At 72.3% G+C, this 16,030-nt stretch carries 15 protein-coding genes and 1 pseudogene; 4 read left to right on the top strand and 12 right to left on the bottom strand.

Going from position 1 to position 16,030, the window contains the following annotated elements:
• A pseudogene (locus tag ABT288_RS37530) lies at positions 1-1,304 on the bottom strand (hypothetical protein); the annotation flags it as partial.
• A gap of 292 nt (positions 1,305-1,596) precedes the next feature.
• Here ABT288_RS37530 and ABT288_RS37525 point away from each other — a divergent pair.
• Together ABT288_RS37525 and ABT288_RS37520 are read left to right on the top strand one after the other, a co-directional pair.
• The gene (locus ABT288_RS37525) at positions 1,597-2,427 is read left to right on the top strand and encodes a DeoR/GlpR family DNA-binding transcription regulator (protein ID WP_351617816.1); all 831 of its coding nucleotides are present in this window, start codon (positions 1,597-1,599) and stop codon (positions 2,425-2,427) included.
• A gap of 68 nt (positions 2,428-2,495) precedes the next feature.
• Positions 2,496-2,969 (top strand): SRPBCC family protein, encoded by a 474-nt coding sequence (locus ABT288_RS37520; RefSeq protein WP_351617813.1) that lies wholly within the window; start codon positions 2,496-2,498, stop codon positions 2,967-2,969.
• Here ABT288_RS37520 and ABT288_RS37515 read toward each other — a convergent pair whose 3' ends face one another.
• The 8 genes from ABT288_RS37515 to ABT288_RS37480 all read right to left on the bottom strand — a co-directional run bounded on the left by ABT288_RS37515 (position 2,970) and on the right by ABT288_RS37480 (position 10,479).
• Entirely contained in the window at positions 2,970-3,761 is a 792-nt protein-coding gene (locus tag ABT288_RS37515; RefSeq protein WP_351617810.1) for an enoyl-CoA hydratase/isomerase family protein, read from the bottom strand.
• A complete protein-coding gene (locus tag ABT288_RS37510; RefSeq protein ID WP_351617808.1) occupies positions 3,758-5,023 on the bottom strand; it encodes a cytochrome P450 in 1,266 nt (421 codons plus the stop codon). The genes ABT288_RS37515 and ABT288_RS37510 overlap by 4 nt, the downstream gene beginning before the upstream one ends.
• A 126-nt stretch (positions 5,024-5,149) precedes the next feature.
• On the bottom strand, positions 5,150-6,454 hold the full coding sequence (locus ABT288_RS37505; protein WP_351617822.1) for a cytochrome P450 family protein: 1,305 nt from the start codon (positions 6,452-6,454) through the stop codon (positions 5,150-5,152).
• Positions 6,455-6,564: 110 nt separating this feature from the next.
• Positions 6,565-7,167, bottom strand: a complete 603-nt coding sequence (locus tag ABT288_RS37500) for a GTP-binding protein (RefSeq protein ID WP_351617805.1) — start codon at positions 7,165-7,167, stop codon at positions 6,565-6,567.
• Complete coding sequence (locus ABT288_RS37495; protein WP_351617803.1) at positions 7,142-7,516, bottom strand: DUF742 domain-containing protein; 375 nt, start codon at positions 7,514-7,516, stop codon at positions 7,142-7,144. Before ABT288_RS37495 ends, ABT288_RS37500 begins: the two co-directional genes overlap by 26 nt.
• Positions 7,513-7,914: a roadblock/LC7 domain-containing protein gene (locus ABT288_RS37490; protein ID WP_323376296.1), complete on the bottom strand. Its 402-nt coding sequence runs from the start codon at positions 7,912-7,914 to the stop codon at positions 7,513-7,515. Before ABT288_RS37490 ends, ABT288_RS37495 begins: the two co-directional genes overlap by 4 nt.
• On the bottom strand, positions 7,911-9,122 hold the full coding sequence (locus ABT288_RS37485) for an ATP-binding protein (protein ID WP_351617802.1): 1,212 nt from the start codon (positions 9,120-9,122) through the stop codon (positions 7,911-7,913). Before ABT288_RS37485 ends, ABT288_RS37490 begins: the two co-directional genes overlap by 4 nt.
• Before the next feature lie 232 nt (positions 9,123-9,354).
• Positions 9,355-10,479, bottom strand: a complete 1,125-nt coding sequence (locus ABT288_RS37480; protein WP_351617801.1) for a PLP-dependent cysteine synthase family protein — start codon at positions 10,477-10,479, stop codon at positions 9,355-9,357.
• Between the two features lie 353 nt (positions 10,480-10,832).
• Here ABT288_RS37480 and ABT288_RS37475 point away from each other — a divergent pair, with 353 nt between their 5' ends.
• Both ABT288_RS37475 and ABT288_RS37470 read left to right on the top strand, forming a co-directional pair.
• Positions 10,833-11,156: a hypothetical protein gene (locus ABT288_RS37475; protein WP_351617798.1), complete on the top strand. Its 324-nt coding sequence runs from the start codon at positions 10,833-10,835 to the stop codon at positions 11,154-11,156.
• 254 nt (positions 11,157-11,410) lie between these two features.
• Complete coding sequence (locus tag ABT288_RS37470) at positions 11,411-12,049, top strand: ATP-binding protein (RefSeq protein WP_351617796.1); 639 nt, start codon at positions 11,411-11,413, stop codon at positions 12,047-12,049.
• A 246-nt stretch (positions 12,050-12,295) separates the two neighbouring features.
• Here ABT288_RS37470 and ABT288_RS37465 read toward each other — a convergent pair whose 3' ends face one another.
• Genes ABT288_RS37465 through ABT288_RS37455 form a run of 3 tightly spaced genes read right to left on the bottom strand, consistent with a single transcriptional unit; the run spans position 12,296 to position 15,893 of the window.
• Positions 12,296-14,857: an ABC transporter permease gene (locus ABT288_RS37465; protein WP_351617793.1), complete on the bottom strand. Its 2,562-nt coding sequence runs from the start codon at positions 14,855-14,857 to the stop codon at positions 12,296-12,298.
• Positions 14,854-15,603, bottom strand: coding sequence for an ABC transporter ATP-binding protein (locus tag ABT288_RS37460; RefSeq protein WP_351617790.1), 750 nt, complete (start codon positions 15,601-15,603; stop codon positions 14,854-14,856). The genes ABT288_RS37465 and ABT288_RS37460 overlap by 4 nt, the downstream gene beginning before the upstream one ends.
• Positions 15,600-15,893, bottom strand: coding sequence for an SHOCT domain-containing protein (locus ABT288_RS37455; RefSeq protein ID WP_351617787.1), 294 nt, complete (start codon positions 15,891-15,893; stop codon positions 15,600-15,602). The genes ABT288_RS37460 and ABT288_RS37455 overlap by 4 nt, the downstream gene beginning before the upstream one ends.
• Between the last annotated feature and the right edge of the window lie 137 nt (positions 15,894-16,030).

Here is a 16,030-nt window from a genome sequence, read left to right as displayed (position 1 = left end):
AGCGGGGAGCCGTAGGTCAGCAGGGCGATCCGGGCGCGGACGGACGGGGGCAGCTGCCAGGCGGCGACGCGCTGTGCGACCCCGCCGGACATCACGCCGCCCAGCGCGCAGGCGAGCAGCGCGACGGCCGGTCCGCCCAGGCCCCACATGCCGGCGCGCGGATCGGGGCTGCGGCGGTGGAGGCACCCGGCCACGACGGCGAGCGCGACGACCAGCAGCCCCTGGGCCAGCATGAGAGCGCCGAAGGCCGGGTCGCCCGGCAGCCGGCCCGTGGACCGCCAGCCGGGCCGGGCCCAGCCGGCGTAGATCACGGTGAGCAGCAGCAGGGCGAGCGCGCCGAGCGGCAGGAGGCGTACGAGGTGCCGGTCGAGCCGCTGGTCGAGGCGGTTCTCGCTGCGGCCCCGGCGGCAGACCACCCCAGCGGCCGTCGCCGCCCAGGCCAGCAGAGCCGCGGTGAGCAGCCGGCCGAGGATGTCCAGGGCGGCGGGGCCGCCGGGCCGGTGGTCGAAGCGGATCGCGGGGGCCGCGACGGCGGCGGCGACGGTCAGCAGAGCCGCGGCGGTGTGCGCGGCGCGCAGCCGGGCCACGAGGCGGCGCCCGTACCAGAAGCCCGGCCTGGTCAGCGCGCTGGCATCGGTGTCCGGCTCGGGGTCGTGGGCCATCGGCCGGTGGGACTCGTAGGCGCTCCAGGTCCGGCGGGAGAGGTACCAGAGCAGGGCCGTCAGCGCGGTCGGCACCAGTGCGGCGAGCGCGAGCCGGCGGCCGGGCAGGCTCCACCAGGTGGCGTGCCCGCCGGGGGCCACGGACGCCGGGGGCGCGAGGAAGGCCAGCCACGAGTGGCGGTGGGCGCAGGACCGGACGCCGGCGCACTGCCAGCCCACCAGGTCCAGGGCCACCTCGCAGGCGGCGGCCACCAGCAAAACGGTCAGGCTGAGGGCGGCCAGCCGTACGAGGAGGCCGTAGAGGCGGACGGTGCGGTGCCGGCCGGCCGCGGCGGGGCGCATCCAGTGGGCGAGGTTGACCACCATGAACGGCAGCAGTAACAGCCACAGGGCGCGGCTGCTGTCGCCGGAGGTGAGGTTGCACCAGACGTACGCCTCCTGGACCGGCCCGTTCCCGGGTTCTTTCCCGGCCTCGGCGTCCACGGCGCGCCGGAAGGCGGCGGCCGTGTCGTCGCCGGTGACCCGGACGGTGCGCGGGTCGCCGAGCATCTTCTCGGGAGTGGTCCCGCCCACCCCGTGCACCAGCAACTCCAGCTCGGCGTCCGGCTGCCGCGGGCTGCGGCCTTCCTGTGCGTGGTCCACCGTTCCGGCACCCCCGTGACGCACCCGAAGAACTGTGTCGATGCGGGCTTCAGGATCTCCGGTCCGGGGGTGTCGTACACCTCTCGTCACGGAATCTCCCCGATCCGTGTGATGCCGGCCGGGGCGGATGTGGCGGACGTGGCATGTGCGCGTCGTGACAGGTGGTGGCGCAACCGGTGGCGACCCGTGACAAGATGGGACGCCCGTGCATCTCCGGCCGGCCGGAACCTCCTGGTCGGGGCCGGTGCGCCGGGCGGGTCGGACGGATGGCGGCGAAAGGACCGGAGCGTACGTGAGTGAGAATCAGAACCTCCTCGCGGAGCAGCGCCGCGCCCTGATCCTGGACGAGGTCCGGCGCCGGGGCGGTGTGCGGGTCAACGAACTGACCCGCAGGCTCGGCGTGTCGGACATGACCGTACGCCGTGACCTGGACGCCCTCGCCCGCCAGGGTGTGCTGGAGAAGGTGCACGGCGGCGCGGTGCCGGTGGTCGAGGCCAGCACGCACGAGCCCGGCTTCGAGGCGAAGTCGGGTCTGGAGCTGACCGCCAAGGAGGACATCGCGCGCGCCGCCGCCAAGCTGGTCACCCCGGGCACGGCGATCGCCCTGTCCGGCGGTACGACGACGTACGCGCTCGCCCAGCAGCTGCTGGAGGTGCCGGACCTGACCGTCGTGACGAACTCGGTGCGGGTCGCGGACGTCTTCCACGCGGCGCAGCGCACCTCGGGCCAGCGGCAGGGCGCGGCCACCGTGGTGCTCACCGGCGGCGTGCGCACCCCTTCGGACTCGCTGGTGGGACCGGTGGCCGACCAGGCGATCGCCGCCCTCCACTTCGATCTGCTGTTCCTCGGTGTGCACGGCATATCGGTCGAGGCCGGGCTGTCCACGCCGAACCTCGCCGAGGCGGAGACGAACCGGCGGCTGGTGCACTCCGCGCGCCGGGTCGTGGTGGTCGCCGACCACACCAAGTGGGGCACGGTGGGCCTGAGTTCCTTCGCCGCGCTGGAGCAGGTGGACACGCTGGTGACCGACGCGGGCCTGCCCGCCGAGGCGCGCGCGGAGATCTCCGAGCACCTGCGGGTGGTGGTGGCGGGCGAGCCCGGGGAAGACGACGCAGACATCTGAGGGTCTGTCAGCTATGGTGGGCCGCCCGGTCGACCGCCCTGCGGGAGTGGCACAAGGGGGTTACGTCCATGGCTCGTCGTCTGCGCCCGGTGGATCTCGACTTCGTCGGGGCCGCGCCCGTACGTCTGGTCTTCGCGCGGGGGGTCTCCGCGTCCCCCGAGCAGGTCTTCCGCGCGCTCGCGGAGGATGTGCCCGGCTGGACGCAGTGGTTCTCGGCGGTGACGCTCGCCCGAGCCACCGAAGGTGGCGCCGGGCGTGAGATCCGGCTCAGGGGCGGGACGCGGTTCGAGGAGACGGTGCTCGCGGCGAAGGCGCCCGAGGTGTACGCCTACCGCGTCGACGCCACCAACGCGCCGGGCGTCCGTGCCCTGGCCGAGGAGTGGCGCCTGGCTCCTCGGGGCACGGGCACCCGGGTGCAGTGGACCTTCGCCGCGGACGGGACGGCGCCGTTCCGGTTCGTTCTCGGGCTGGCCGGGGCGGGCCTCGGGCGCGCCTTCCGCGACGCGGTGACGTCCCTGGACCGGCGCCTGGCGCGGCGCTGATCAGCTGCTGTTGCGGGCATGGTGCGACTCGGTCACGACGGCCGCCATCAGTTCCGCGTCCAGTGCGGAGACATCGGCCAGACGCGAGGCCGCGGACAGCGAGTTGAGCAGGGTCTTGGTGACGCGCAGCGCCGCCTGGGGGCGGCGGACGACGGGCCGCGCCCAGTCGGCGACGGCCGCGTCCAGCTCGTGGGCGGGGACGACCTTCTGCAGGATGGACAGGGACTGGGCCTCCGTCGCTGTGATGGCGCGGCCGGTGAGGACGATCTCGCGGACACGGGCGGCGCCGACCTCGTTGATGAGACGGGGCAGCAGGCCGCCCCACGCGGTGGGCAGCCCGAGCGCGAGTTCGGGCAGCCGGAAGGTCGCGTCCTCGGATCCCACCCGCAGATCGCAGGCGAGCGCGAGGGCGAAGCCCGCCCCGATGGCCTTGCCGTGGACACGTGCGATGGTCACGGCCGGGTTCGAGGTCAGGGCCTCGCAGACGCGCCGCGCCTTGGCCCCGGACATGCGGATGGCGCCGCCCGTGGGGTCGTGGGCGAGATGCCGGACGGACTCGCGGCGGTCCCCGCCCAGGCAGAAGTCGTCACCGCTCCCGGTGAGCACGAGCACCCGGACGGCCGGGTCCTGGTCCTGCAGGACCCCCAGGAGGTCGTCCAGCAGGGCGTCGGTGACGGTGTTGCCCTGCTCGGGGGTGTTCAGCTCGACGGTGAGGACGGGGCCCTCCCGGTGGGTCCGCAGGGTCGGGCGTACGGCGCCGGCCGGGAGGGTCGTGAGGGGCAGGGCGGTCATGTCGTCACTTTCAGGGAGGTGATGCGCCGGAAGACCATCCGGTTCGCATACGTCGGGCCCGCGGTGGGCCGCAGGGTGGGGAATCGTTCCAGCAGGCGGGTGAGCAGGATTCGGGCTTCCAGGCGGGCCAGGCCCGAGCCGAGGCAGTAGTGGACGCCGCCGCCGAAGGTGAGGTGGGCGCCCTTGCGGCGGATGTCGAAGAGGTGGGGGTCGGGGTTGCGGCGCGGGTCGTGGTTGGCGGCGCCGTACAGGACGTGGACGGTGGTGTCCTTGGCGATGGGAACACCGGCGAGGACGGTGTCGTCGGCGGCGAAGCGCGAGTTGAGGTGGATCGGCGGGTCGTAGCGCAGCACCTCCTCGATCGCGTCGTCGACGTGCTCGGGGTGCCGGCGCAGCCAGTCGGCCCGGGCCGGGTCCTGGGTCAGGAACCACACGGCGTTGGTCAGCAGCGTCGCGGTGGTCTCCAGGGAGGCGATGGTGATGAACATCGTCAGGTCGTACAGCATCTGGTCGGCCGCCGCGCGGTCGTCGGGGCACTCGGCGTCCCAGTACCGGATCCAGCCGCTGAGGACGTCGTCGCCGGGGTGGGCGCGCCGGTGGGCGATCAGGCCGGTGAAGTAGGCCCGCATCTCCAGGGTGGCCTCGGCCGAGACGGCCAGTTCGCTCTTGGTGGGGATCAGTTCCTGGGCGTGCACCTGCCGGTGGGTGAAGTCCAGGATGTGCGGGTAGTGCTCGGCCGGGATGGCGAGCCAGTGGCCGACGGTGTGGACGGGCAGCTGGTCGCCGACCGTGGTGACGAAGTCGGCCTCGCCGTGGGCGCGCAGCTGTAAGGCGAGACGGTCCAGGAGCTCGGTGACATGGGCGGCGATCCGGGGCCGCATGGCCTCGAGGGTGCCGCGGTCGAAGAGGTTGCCCAGGGCGCGGCGCCGCGAGGTGTGCTCGGGCGGGTTGAGGCGGGACAGCGTCCGTGTCATCTCCCGGGTCGCCGGGTCCTGCCAGCGCGCCATGTCCGGCCGGCGTTGCTGCCAGGCGAAATCCGGCACGAGCCAGTCCCTGCCGCGCAGGATCTGGTTGCAGGCATCGAATCCGGTCACGAAGTACCCGCCCCAGGGAGCGGGCACCACTTCGCCCAGTGCGCGTAGTTCGTCCCAGACAGGGAGGGGATCGGCCTGTCCCTCGGCGGAGCGGAGGCGACGGAGGAGGGGGATGACGGCTCGGCGGTCGGTGGGGGTGGTACCGCGTATGACGCCAACGGCGGTCACGCGAAGCTCCTTTGTGGCTGGGCGCTACCGATACCGCCGGAACCTACCCTTCCCCTCTCCTTCGTCATGCGCCCGACAGTGTTGCTCCCGTCACATGCCGCACATGAGACCGCGACATCTCAGGCATCACACCCGGAAGACGTCCAGGAAGGTGCTCCAGAAGCCCTTCTTCCTGGCCGGCTCCTGGCGGGCGGCGGCGACCGGCGCCGTGGGAAGCGGCTGCTCTGCCGTGGCGGGGACGGTCCGGCTCTGCAGCGCGGCGGCGATATGGGTGGCCGGTGCGGGGCTGAAGGCCACTGGGAGCGTGACCAGCGCCCGGTGGAACGGGCCGGGACGCCATTCCAGGTCCTTCTCGGGGACGGCCAGGATCAGGTCGGGCAGGGCGTTGAGCAGCTTCTCGATCGCGGTGACGGCGATGACCTGCGCCGGGTCCTTGGCCGGGCACGCGTGCGGACCCGCCCCCCAGGCCAGGTGGGCGCCCTTGCTGTGCCTGTGGCGGGCCTCGGCGAGCGCGGGGTCGGTGTTGGCGGCGGCGAAGCTGATGACGACCGGCGTGCCCGCCTCGGCCACCACTCCCCCGAGGTCCACGTCCTGGACCGGGTAGTGGGTGGCGTAGTTGGCGATGGGCGTCTGGTTCCACAGCACGTGATCGATCGCCTCCTCGATCAGCAGCCCGGAGTCGCGTCCGCTGGTGTCCGGTGACAGCAGCAGGAGCAGGGCGTTGCCGATCAGGTTGCGCTCGGGTTCCACGCCGGCGCCCATCAGCATGACCAGCTGGTCCTTGAGCTCCTCGTCGGTCAGCCCCGCGGGGTGCTGGATCAGCCATGAGGTGACGTCGTCGCCGGGCTGCCGGCGCTTGAGGGCGATCAGCTGCATGAGGCAGGCGGTGAGCTCCTCGTTGGCGCGCAGGGCGTCCTTGCCGTCGAAGATCGCCGACATGGCGCTGGTGAGCGTGTCACCGATGTCCGCCGGGCAGCCGAACAGCTTGTTGAAGAGCAGCAGCGGAAGCAGTTTGGCGTAGTCGTTGAGGAGGTCGGCACGGCCGCGCTCGCAGAACTGGTCGATGAGGTAGTCGGCGATGGGCTCGACGTCGCGCCGGATCCGGGTGATGTTGAGCCGGGCCAGGCTGTCGGTGACGGCCTTGCGCAGCCTGAGGTGCACGGCGCCGTCGGTGAACAGGCAGTTGGGCCGGTACGCCATCATCGGCAGCACCGGGTGGTCCAGCGGTATGTGCCCTTCGTTCAGCGCCTTCCAGCGGCGGGAGTCCCGGGCGAAGAGCGTGGTGTTCTGCAGCACGCGCAGGGCCGTCTCGTGGCCGACGACCAGTGTGGCGTCGATGCCGGGGGCGAGTTCGACCGGTCCGGCCGGACCGTGGGCGCGCAACCGGTCGTAGACCTGGTGGGGGTCGGCGGCGAACGCGTGGTCGTGCATGGGGCATCTGGCGTCGGCGGGGGCGGGGACTGACTGGCGGTCCATGGGGTTCCTTCTGCTGGCTCCGGGCCGGTGGTCCGGGGGAGAGACGGTCCGGGCGGATGGGCGGGTCAGGCGGCTCGGGTGAGCAGGTGACGGACGAGCGCGATCAGCGCGTGGGCGGAGGACTGCCGGTCGCGGGCGTCGCAGTAGACCACGGGGGTGTCCGGGAGCAGGTCGAGGGCCTCGCGCACCTCCGCCTCCTCGTAGACCGTGCCCGGCTGGAAGCCGTTGACGGCGATGGCGTACTCGAGGCCGTACCGCTCGACGAGGTCGATGACGGGAAAGGTCTCCTCCAGCCGGGCCGGGTCGACCAGGAGCAGTGCCCCCAGCGCGCCGCGGGCCATGTCCTCCCACAGCTGCATGAAACGCTGCTGCCCCGGGGTGCCGAACAGGTACAGCACGAGGTCGTCGCTGAGCGTCAGGCGGCCGAAGTCCAGGGCCACGGTGGTGGTGGTCTTGTCCGTCACGCCCCTGAGGTCGTCCACGTGGAGGGACGCCTGGGTCATCTTCTCCTCGGTGCGCAGCGGGGTGATCTCCGACAGCGAGCCGATGAGGGTCGTCTTGCCCACGGCGAAATGCCCGACGACCAGGATCTTGGCGGCGTTGGTCACCGCGCTGGAGACGTAGATGGATCCAGGGGCCGTCTCAGCCGATGAGGGATTGGAGTCCATTCAGAACCTTCTCGAGGGTCGCTCTGTCAACGTTCTGAGCCCGGGGCGGCTCGGCGCGGCGCAGGAGGTGGCCCTGCTCTGATAAATCGGTCAGCAGCAGCCGGGCCACCCCCACCGGCAGGCCCACGTGGCCCGCGACCTCGGCGACCGACAGGTAGCCGCCCGCACACAGCTGCCAGATCGCCATCACCTCGGGGCCGGCTCCCAGCGGCGGGGTCCGCTCGGGAGCCAGGGTGACGAGGGTGTGCAGCGCCAGGTCGTCCGCGGCCGGCAGGCTACGGCCGCCGGTGATGACGTAGGAGCGGACGAACTCGCTGGTGACGGAGGCCTCCTCGCCGGGCGTGGTCATACCCCGGCACCGTTCTCCGAGCGCGGAGCCACACTCATCGCCTTGCTCAGGGCGGCCACCGTCTTCTGCATGCGGAAGGACATGGCCTCCATGTCGACGTCCAGCGCGGCCGACACGGCGAGGTACGAGCCCTGGCCGGCGGCGATCAGGAAGATCCAGCCGCCGTCGTACTCCAGCAGCGTCTGCTTCCAGATTCCGTGTCCCGCTCCCACGAACCCCGCGACGGCGCGGCTCAGCGACTGCATCGAGCTCATCGCGGCCGCGTTCGTCTCGGCATCGTCGCGTGCGATGTCGTCCGAGCGCTGCAGCAGCAGGCCGTCTCCCGAAACGAGGATCGCGTGCCGGGCTCCGCGTACTTCGAGCACGTCGTTCAGCACCCAGGACAGGTCGATCTTCACTGGTTGTCAGGTCCTTCCGTGGTCTGCGTGGTCCGCCCGAGCTGAGTTCCGCGCGCGAACGCCCCGATCCGGGACGCCGTCACCTCGCTGGCCGGCTCGGGAGAGCCCTCCTGGCCTGCGGTGTCGGGGGCCGGGACCACGGTGACGGTGCCGCTGCGCCGCCGGCGTTTGGGCAGACCTCCCGAGGTCGTTCCCACCACGTGCGAGGGGCCCACGACCGGGACCGGCGCCAGTCGCTGGGGCGCGGCCTCCGGGGCCGTGGCGTCCCGGTCGTCCTGGGCGCCGGCCGCCGGGGAAGGAGTGTCGGCCGAGAGGAGGCTTTCGGGCACACGAATCACTGCACGCACTCCGCCGTAGGGGGAAACGGAGCCGACGGAGACGGCGAAGCCGTAGCGGGCGGCGAGCATGCCGCACACGGCGAAGCCGAACCGCGGCGGATCGCCGAGACCGGTGATGTCGACGGGACCGTCCACGGACAGCAGGGCCGCCGCCCGGTCCTTGGTCTCCTGGTCCATGCCGAGTCCGGCGTCGTCGACGATGTAGCAGATACCGGTCGGCACGGTCTGGATGTTGACCTCGACCGGTGTGCCGGGCGCGCTGTAGTTCGTCGCGTTGTCCAGCAGTTCGGCCAGTACGACGGCCACCGGCTCGACCGCCTTGCCGACGAGGGAGACGCTGACCTGCGAGTGGACGCTGACCCGGTCGAAGTCCTTGATCCTGCCCTGGGCGCTGCGGGCGACGTCGTAGACCGTGGCGGCGCCCTCGCGCCGGCCCAGCCATCCGCCGCACAGCACGGAGATGCCCTTGGCGCGGCGGCCGAACTGGCTGCCGGTGTGGTCGACCGTCATCAGGTCGGCCAGGACGTCCGTGGTGTCGCCGTACTTCCTCAGCAGGCTGTCCAGGAGGACCTGCTGTTCCTCGGCGAGCGACTGGAGCGTGCCCATCGCGGACTTCAGCACGGCCTTGGTCGAAGCCTCCGCGTCGGCCCGTACGTCCGCGAGGTCACGCTGATGCTGTGCGGTCAGCGCGGCGATGTGCGTGTGGAGCTGCCCGACGTCGCCGCGGGCCTGTCCCAGTCCTGCCTCCAGGTCCTTTCTCGTTCTTCGGAGCGCCATGTTGGTTCTCCGGGCCCGCATCACTGCGACGACCGCAGCGACGAGCACCACCAGCAAGATCCACAGCAGTGGATCCGTGGTCAATGACGTCATGAGACTCTCTTCAAGTCGCATCGCGCCGGGAGCGTGCGAGCGCGATGGTGCCTTTGAGACTGTCCCCCCGTACGCGTTCATGACGCGCCGTCAGCCCACCGAAAAGTGGGATGATCTTATCAGTCACACAGGCACAACCACCTTGCCCAGAACCTCAATTGAGACGTCACCAAACCCTCACAACCCCGTCACCCGCCCGTTGGCCACCGGCCGCCGGAGGACGGGGACGGGCTCAGTCCGGCCACACCCCCGTGGCCAGCAGGGTCTCGATCGCCGCCGCGTACGGCGTGATGTCCAGGCCCTGCTCCACGAGCCAGGCGTCGGAGTAGTACTTGTCGAGGTAGCGGTCGCCCGGGTCGCACAGCAGGGTGACGACGCTGCCGGTGCGGCCCTCGGCCACCATCTCGGAGATGATCTTCAGCGCGCTCCACAGCCCGGTGCCCGTGGAACCGCCCGCCTTGCGGCCGATGGCCCGCTCCAGGGCCCGTACGGCGGCGACGCTGGCCGCGTCCGGGACCTTCATCATCCGGTCGATCGCACCGGGCACGAAGCTCGGCTCCATGCGCGGCCGGCCGATGCCCTCGATGCGGGAGCCGCAGTCGCAGGTGACGTCCGGATCACCGGTGGTCCAGCCCTCGAAGAAGCAGGAGTTGTCCGGGTCGGCGACGCAGATACGGGTGTCGTACTGCATGTAGTGGACGTAGCGGGCGAGGGTCGCGGAGGTGCCGCCGGTGCCCGCCGTGGCGACGATCCAGGCCGGCTCCGGGAACCGCTCCAACTCCAGCTGGCGGAAGATCGATTCGGCGATGTTGTTGTTGCCGCGCCAGTCGGTGGCCCGCTCGGCGTAGGTGAACTGGTCCATGTAGTGGCCGCCGGTCTCCACCGCGAGGCGGGCGGACTCCTCGTACATCTTCCGCGAGTCGTCCACGAAGTGGCACTGTCCGCCGTGGAACTCGATGAGGCGGCACTTCTCGGCGCTCGTCGTGCGGGGCATGACCGCGATGAAGGGCACGCCGATCAGCTTGGCGAAGTAGGCCTCGGAGACGGCGGTGGAGCCGCTGGAGGCCTCGATGACCGGGCGGCCGGGGCGGATCCAGCCATTGCAGAGGCCGTAGAGGAACAGGGAGCGGGCGAGGCGGTGCTTGAGGCTTCCGGTGGGGTGCGTCGACTCGTCCTTGAGGTAGAGGTCGATGCCCCAGTGCTCGGGGAGGGGGAAGCGCAGCAGGTGCGTGTCCGCCGATCGGTTGGCGTCGGCCTGGACCTTGCGGACGGCCTCTTTCAGCCAGTCGCGGTAGGCGGCGTCGCTGCGGTCGACGTCGAGGGTGACGCCGGTCCGGGTCTGGTCGGTGGTGCTCACGGCGGTGCTCCTTACGCTGGGCGCCGACGACGCCTCACGCGGCCGGCATCTCGAGCATAGGCATCTTTCACACCACTTCCCACCTGCATAAACGCATCTTTGAGCCACCCAAAGCCGCCCTGGGGCGCAGGGCGCGGGAGGCCTGCGGGGGCGCGTTGGCGGGAGTGCTCCGGGCGACTTCGGCGGGCGCCTCGCGCGTACTGGTGCTCCCGGCCGCATCGGGGCAGACTGCACGCGAGGGGACGATCGTCCCGAACGCAGGCGCACGCCGTTGTTCGGACGCGGGCGCACACTGGACCGGACGCGAGCGCACAATGGATCGCGGAAGCACACGGGCAAGGGGGCGGCGAAGGATGGCGGAGCCGGAGTTCACAGCCACGGGCGTGCGGATCGGCAAGCGGCTGCGCTCGCTCACCCGGGCCGGTCAGGTCCGGATCAACGACGGCAGGCTGGAGTTGCTCACCAGCTACGGCAGCGAGATCGACAGTGCCCCGGTGCAGGCGGTGCGCGCGTCTAGGCCCTGGTTCCGGCCGGACGACAAGGCGTTGGCCGACCTCAACGGCAAGCGGTACCTGCTGACGCTGGGCGAGCACGACCCCGCCCCCGGCGAGCCGGGTCCGCCCGCGGCACGGCGGTTCATCGAGGCGGTGCGCCGGGCCGCCGGACGCGGCCACTGAGAGCCGTACGGCCGCCGGCCGGGGAACGGGCCGGTCGCGTTACTCCGAGCAGCGGTCCGTCGCGGCGAGTTGCGGGACCGCATCCGCTGCGTCACGCTGGTCACACGTCACTCTGGGTTTACCGGCGATAACGCTGCGAACCAGCCCGCCGGCCACGACAGCAGGCGGACGTTTGGACGCAAGCACCCTGCTGGATCCGTTGTTCTCCGTGTTCTTCCGGTCCCTTCGGACCTCTACATCGGGGAGTCGCAGCCGTGATCAGTCACCCAAGCAGGCACTGCACGGTGGAGCTCCAAGCCCTGCCGTCGCGGATCGGCCAGGTCCGCAGAATCGTATCTGCGCAGTTGCGCTACTGGCACATGGACGCGTTGATAGACCGGGCCGCGCTCGGTGTGACGGAGCTGCTCAGCAATGTCCACCGGCATGCCAGGCCCGACAAGTCGTGCACGGTCGAGCTGGAGCTGGCGCCGGACCGGCTCACGGTCTCGGTGCGCGACAACGATCCACGGCTTCCGGTCCCGTCCGACATCGCGGACCTGCCGGACGGTGGCCCGCTCGCCACGTGCGGGCGGGGGCTCGCGATGGTGGCGGCGGTCAGCGAGAGCTGGGGCGCCCGGCCGGACGGCGAGAACGGCAAGGTCGTCTGGTTCACGCTGTCCGCCCCCGCGGTGGTACGGCCTGGGCCGGCCCACGTCCCGCGCCGCGCCGCCGAGGTACGGCCGACGCCGGAGCCCGTCCGCTTCGGCACGGCGGCCAAGACACCGGCGGGGACGCCTGTCGGCGCCGGGGTCGCGTTGACTGCCGAAGCCCCCGTCGCGGCGGCGCCGGCGGCGAGCGCGGCTCGCGCTCCCGCCGGAGCGCAGGCTCCCGCCCGGTCGACCGTTGCCGGTTGACCGGGCGGTGAGGGACCTCCGGCCTCGCGGCAGCGCGCCCACGCGTCGGGTCGGTGCGGACCGTGCGCGGGTACGGGTATGCGGAGGGCTGGTCGCGCGGTTCCGGGGGTGCGGCCGGCTGCAACTCCCCAGGGGCGCGGGGAACTGAGCGACCGGCCACACCGCACCCGCACCCGCACCCGCACCCGCACCCGCGAACGGTCTCCCGCGACCCGATGACCGGGCGCCCCGGCCGAAGCGACGCAGTCACTCCGTCGCGATGGCCCGCAGGACGTCCAGCCGGGCCGCCCGCCGGGCCGGGCGGAGGCCCGCCAGCGCGCCGGCGGTGAGGCCGACGAGGGCGACCACCGCGAGCCGCGCGGGCGGCAGGGCGAAGGCGAACGCGGTGTCGCTCGCGCCGTCGGAGGCCTTCACCAGCACCCAGCCCAGGAAGGCACCGAGTCCGAGACCGCCGGCCGTGCCGAACGCGGCGACCAGGACCGACTCCCAGCGGACCATGGCCCGCAACTGGGCCCGGGTCTGGCCGACGGCCCGCAGCAGGCCGAGTTCCCGGGTGCGTTCGTGCAGCGCGAGGGTCAGCGTGTTGGCGATGCCGAGCAGGGCGATGACCACCGCGAGGACGAGCAGCGCGTAGACGAGGGTGAGCATCATGTCGATGCCGCCCGCCGAGGACTGCGCGTACTCGTCGCGGGTCTGCACGGACGGGTTGCCGTACTGCGCGGCGACCTTCCGTACGGCCGCCTTGCCCGCGTCGGTGCTCACCCCGTGCCTGAAGGTGACGGCGATCAGGGTGTCCGTGTCCTGGGTGCGGTGCGGCGCCCAGGCGGCACGGGTGATGACGTAGTCGCCGGCGAGTTCCGACTGGCCGTACACGGCACGGACGGTGAAGTCGTCCGTCCTGCCGTCGGTGAAGGTCAGCCTGGCTGTGTCACCGGTGTGCAGGTGCTGCCGGTCGGCCTCCTTCCGGGTGATGGCGATGCCGTCGGTGCCGAGGCCCTGCAGGGAGCCGGTGACCGTGCCCAGGTCGAAGGTGCGGGCGAGCGCGGCCGGATCGGTGACGGTCAACGCGCGTCCCCTGCCGTCGACTTCGGCGACCCCGCGGCCGAGTCCCACCGCCGTGTCCACCTGCGGCAGCCGCTGGAGCGCCGGAGCGAGCCGCGGGCTGAGCCCGCTGCCGCCCGCGCCGAAGGACGGGCTGCTGACGGCGACGTCACCGGCGAAGGACCGGGACACCGTCCGGTCCATCGTGGCCTTCAGTGAGGCGCCGAAGACGGTGAACAGCGACACCACGGCCACGCCGATCATCAGCGCGCTCGCGGTGGCCGCCGTCCGCTTCGGGCTGCGCAGGGCGTTGCGCCGGGCCAGCGAGCCGGTGACCCCGCGCAGCCGGTCCAGGGGCGCGCCGAGCAGCCGTACGGCCGTGGTGGCGGCGACCGGGCCGAGGACGACGAAGGCCGCCAGGGCGAGCAGCGCGCCGAGTCCCGCCAGCCACACGGACGGGGAGACGAGGACGCCGGTCAGGGTCGTGGCGAGCGCCAGCGCGCCGAGGACACTCCCGGCGATCGCACGCACGCGGGAGGCACCGGAGGTGTCGACGGCCGTCTCGCGCAGGGCGGCGAGCGGCGCCGTGCGTCCGGCGCGCCGGGCCGGCAGGAGCGCGGAGCCCAGGCAGACCGCGATCCCCACCGCGAGCGGCAGCACCATCGACAGGGTCTTGATCACCAGGTCGCCGTCGGGGAACGGGAACCCGATGGCCGGGAACAGCGCCTGGAGGCCCGCGGCGATGCCGATGCCGCCCGCGAGTCCGGTGAGGGACGCGGTGAGCGCGACGACGCAGGCCTCGGCGAGGGCGGCGGCGGTCAACTGGCGGCGGGCCGCACCGAGGGCGCGCAACAGGGCGTTCTCGCGGGTGCGTTGGGCGACCACGATGGCGAACGTGTTGTGGATGGAGAAGGTGGCCACGAGCAGGGCGACGCCGGAGAAGACCAGCAGAAAGGTGGTGAAGATGGTCAGGAACTGGCTGGAGATCATGTCGGTGTTCTCCTGCGCCGACTGCTGACCGGTGATGGCTTCGACTCCCTTGGGCAGCACCGGAGTCAGCCGGTGGACCAGCTCCTCCTGCCCGACTCCGGGTTCGGCCCGCACCGCGATGGACGCCGCCTGACCGGGCCGCGCGGTGAGGTACTTCTCGGCGTCGGCCCGGGTCATGCCGGTGAACGTCACCTGGGCCATGCCGTCCTGGCCGCCGAAGGTGGCGAGCCCGACGACGGTGACCTTCACGGGGTCCGGGGTGCGCAGGGTGGTGGTGTCACCGATCTTCAGACCGCCCTTCTTCGCGGCACCCCGGTTCACCACGACCTCGCCCGGCCTGGCGGGAGCCCGGCCTTCGGCGAGCCGGTACGGGTTGAGGCGGGGGTCCGTGATCCAGTTCCCGGCGAGCGTGGGCGGCCCCTGGCCGCCTACCGGTTTGCCGTCGGAGCCGACCAGCTGCCCGGCGCCCTGGATGTCCGGGACGGCGGCGGCCACGCCGGGCACCCGCTCGATGCTCTTCACCAGCGAGATGTCCACGGGCCGCCGTACGCCCTGGGCCTGGCCGGGTGCGGTGATGGCGTCGGCGCCGCGTACGACGGCGTCCGTGCCGCTGGTGGCCTGGCCGAACATGCTGTCGAAGCCGGCGCGCAGCGTGTCGCCCATGACGAGGGTGCCGGCCAGGAACGCGACGCCGAGGAACACGGCGAGGAAGGTGCCGGCGAACCGTCGCCGGTGCGCGCGCAGGGAGGTGAGGCTGAGCCGGATCGAGGCGTTCATGACCGCACCTCGAAGGCCTTCATGCGGTCCAGCACCTTGTCGGGCGTGGGTGACTCCATGCGGTCGACCAGGCGGCCGTCGGCGAGGAAGAGCACCTCGTCGGCGTGCGCGGCGGCCACCGGGTCGTGCGTGACCATGACGACCGTGCGGTCCATCTCCCGCACGGCGGAGCCGAGGAGGCCGAGCACCTCGGCCCCGGAGCGGGAGTCGAGGTTCCCGGTCGGCTCGTCGGCGAAGACCACGTCGGGCTTCCCGGCGAACGCCCGTGCCACGGCGACGCGTTGCTGCTGGCCGCCGGAGAGTTCCGAGGGACGGTGGTGCAGCCGGTCGCCCAGCCCGACGACGTCGACGAGCGCGTCGATCCACTCCCGGTCACCGCGCCGCCCCGCCAGGTCCAGGGGCAGGGTGATGTTCTCCGCGACGGTCAGCGTGGGCACCAGGTTGAACGCCTGGAACACGAAGCCGACCCGGTCCCGGCGCAGCAGGGTCAGGCGCCGGTCGTCCAGCTCGCCGAGTTCGGTGTCCCCGATGTAGGCGGCGCCGGAGGTGAGCGTGTCGAGGCCGGCCGCGCAGTGCATGAGGGTGGACTTGCCGGAGCCCGAGGGGCCCATGATCGCCGTGAAGCGTCCGGCGGGAAAGGAGACGTCGACGCCGTCGAGGGCGTGTACGGCGGTGTCGCCACCGCCGTACACCTTCACCGCGTCCACCACGCGGGCCGCGGTCCGCACTGCGGTAGTCGTGGTCATGCCGCACCTCCCTTGCCGGCGCGGCCGAACTGCTCCTCCAGGACGGACAGACGCCGCCAGTACTCGTCCTCGTCGATCTCGCCGGAGGCGAAGCGGCGGCCGAGGACCGACAGCGGCGAGTCGCCCGCTGGGCGTCCGGCGTCCAGGTGCCGCCAGGGGCCGCCGCGGCCGCGCAGGCCGGTGCGGCGCAGGAAGGTGACGGCGCCGAGCACGACGGCCGCCCAGATCAGCGGGAAGAACAGGATCCAGGGGCCGGGTCCGCCGCCACCCCAGTCGGCCAGGGTCTGCATCTCGGGTCATCTCCTCGTCGGTGTCGTCCTCCCCGCTCTTCGGGGATGCCACGAGACTCCCTCCGGCAGGGGGTTTCGGTCGTCGTGCGGCCGGCGGCAGTGCGGGTACCTCCCGGGGAGTACGGCGGGGGCGGCGG

This window comes from Streptomyces sp. NPDC001093, from assembly GCF_040298985.1.
Taxonomy (GTDB): domain Bacteria; phylum Actinomycetota; class Actinomycetes; order Streptomycetales; family Streptomycetaceae; genus Streptomyces.
Note: the sequence above shows the minus strand (reverse complement) of the source record. Positions and strands in the feature narration are given on the sequence as shown.

Excerpts from the sequence above, each read along its gene's own strand:
- ABT288_RS37520 (WP_351617813.1), top strand. The coding sequence starts at position 2,496 with ATGGCTCGTCGTCTGCGCCCGGTGGATCTCGACTTCGTCGGGGCCGCG.
- ABT288_RS37515 (WP_351617810.1), bottom strand. The coding sequence starts at position 3,761 with ATGACCGCCCTGCCCCTCACGACCCTCCCGGCCGGCGCCGTACGCCCG.
- ABT288_RS37505 (WP_351617822.1), bottom strand. The coding sequence starts at position 6,454 with ATGCACGACCACGCGTTCGCCGCCGACCCCCACCAGGTCTACGACCGG.
- ABT288_RS37500 (WP_351617805.1), bottom strand. The coding sequence starts at position 7,167 with ATGGACTCCAATCCCTCATCGGCTGAGACGGCCCCTGGATCCATCTAC.
- ABT288_RS37495 (WP_351617803.1), bottom strand. The coding sequence starts at position 7,516 with ATGACCACGCCCGGCGAGGAGGCCTCCGTCACCAGCGAGTTCGTCCGC.
- ABT288_RS37485 (WP_351617802.1), bottom strand. The coding sequence starts at position 9,122 with ATGACGTCATTGACCACGGATCCACTGCTGTGGATCTTGCTGGTGGTG.
- ABT288_RS37475 (WP_351617798.1), top strand. The coding sequence starts at position 10,833 with ATGGCGGAGCCGGAGTTCACAGCCACGGGCGTGCGGATCGGCAAGCGG.
- ABT288_RS37465 (WP_351617793.1), bottom strand. The coding sequence starts at position 14,857 with ATGAACGCCTCGATCCGGCTCAGCCTCACCTCCCTGCGCGCGCACCGG.
- ABT288_RS37460 (WP_351617790.1), bottom strand. The coding sequence starts at position 15,603 with ATGACCACGACTACCGCAGTGCGGACCGCGGCCCGCGTGGTGGACGCG.
- ABT288_RS37455 (WP_351617787.1), bottom strand. The coding sequence starts at position 15,893 with ATGCAGACCCTGGCCGACTGGGGTGGCGGCGGACCCGGCCCCTGGATC.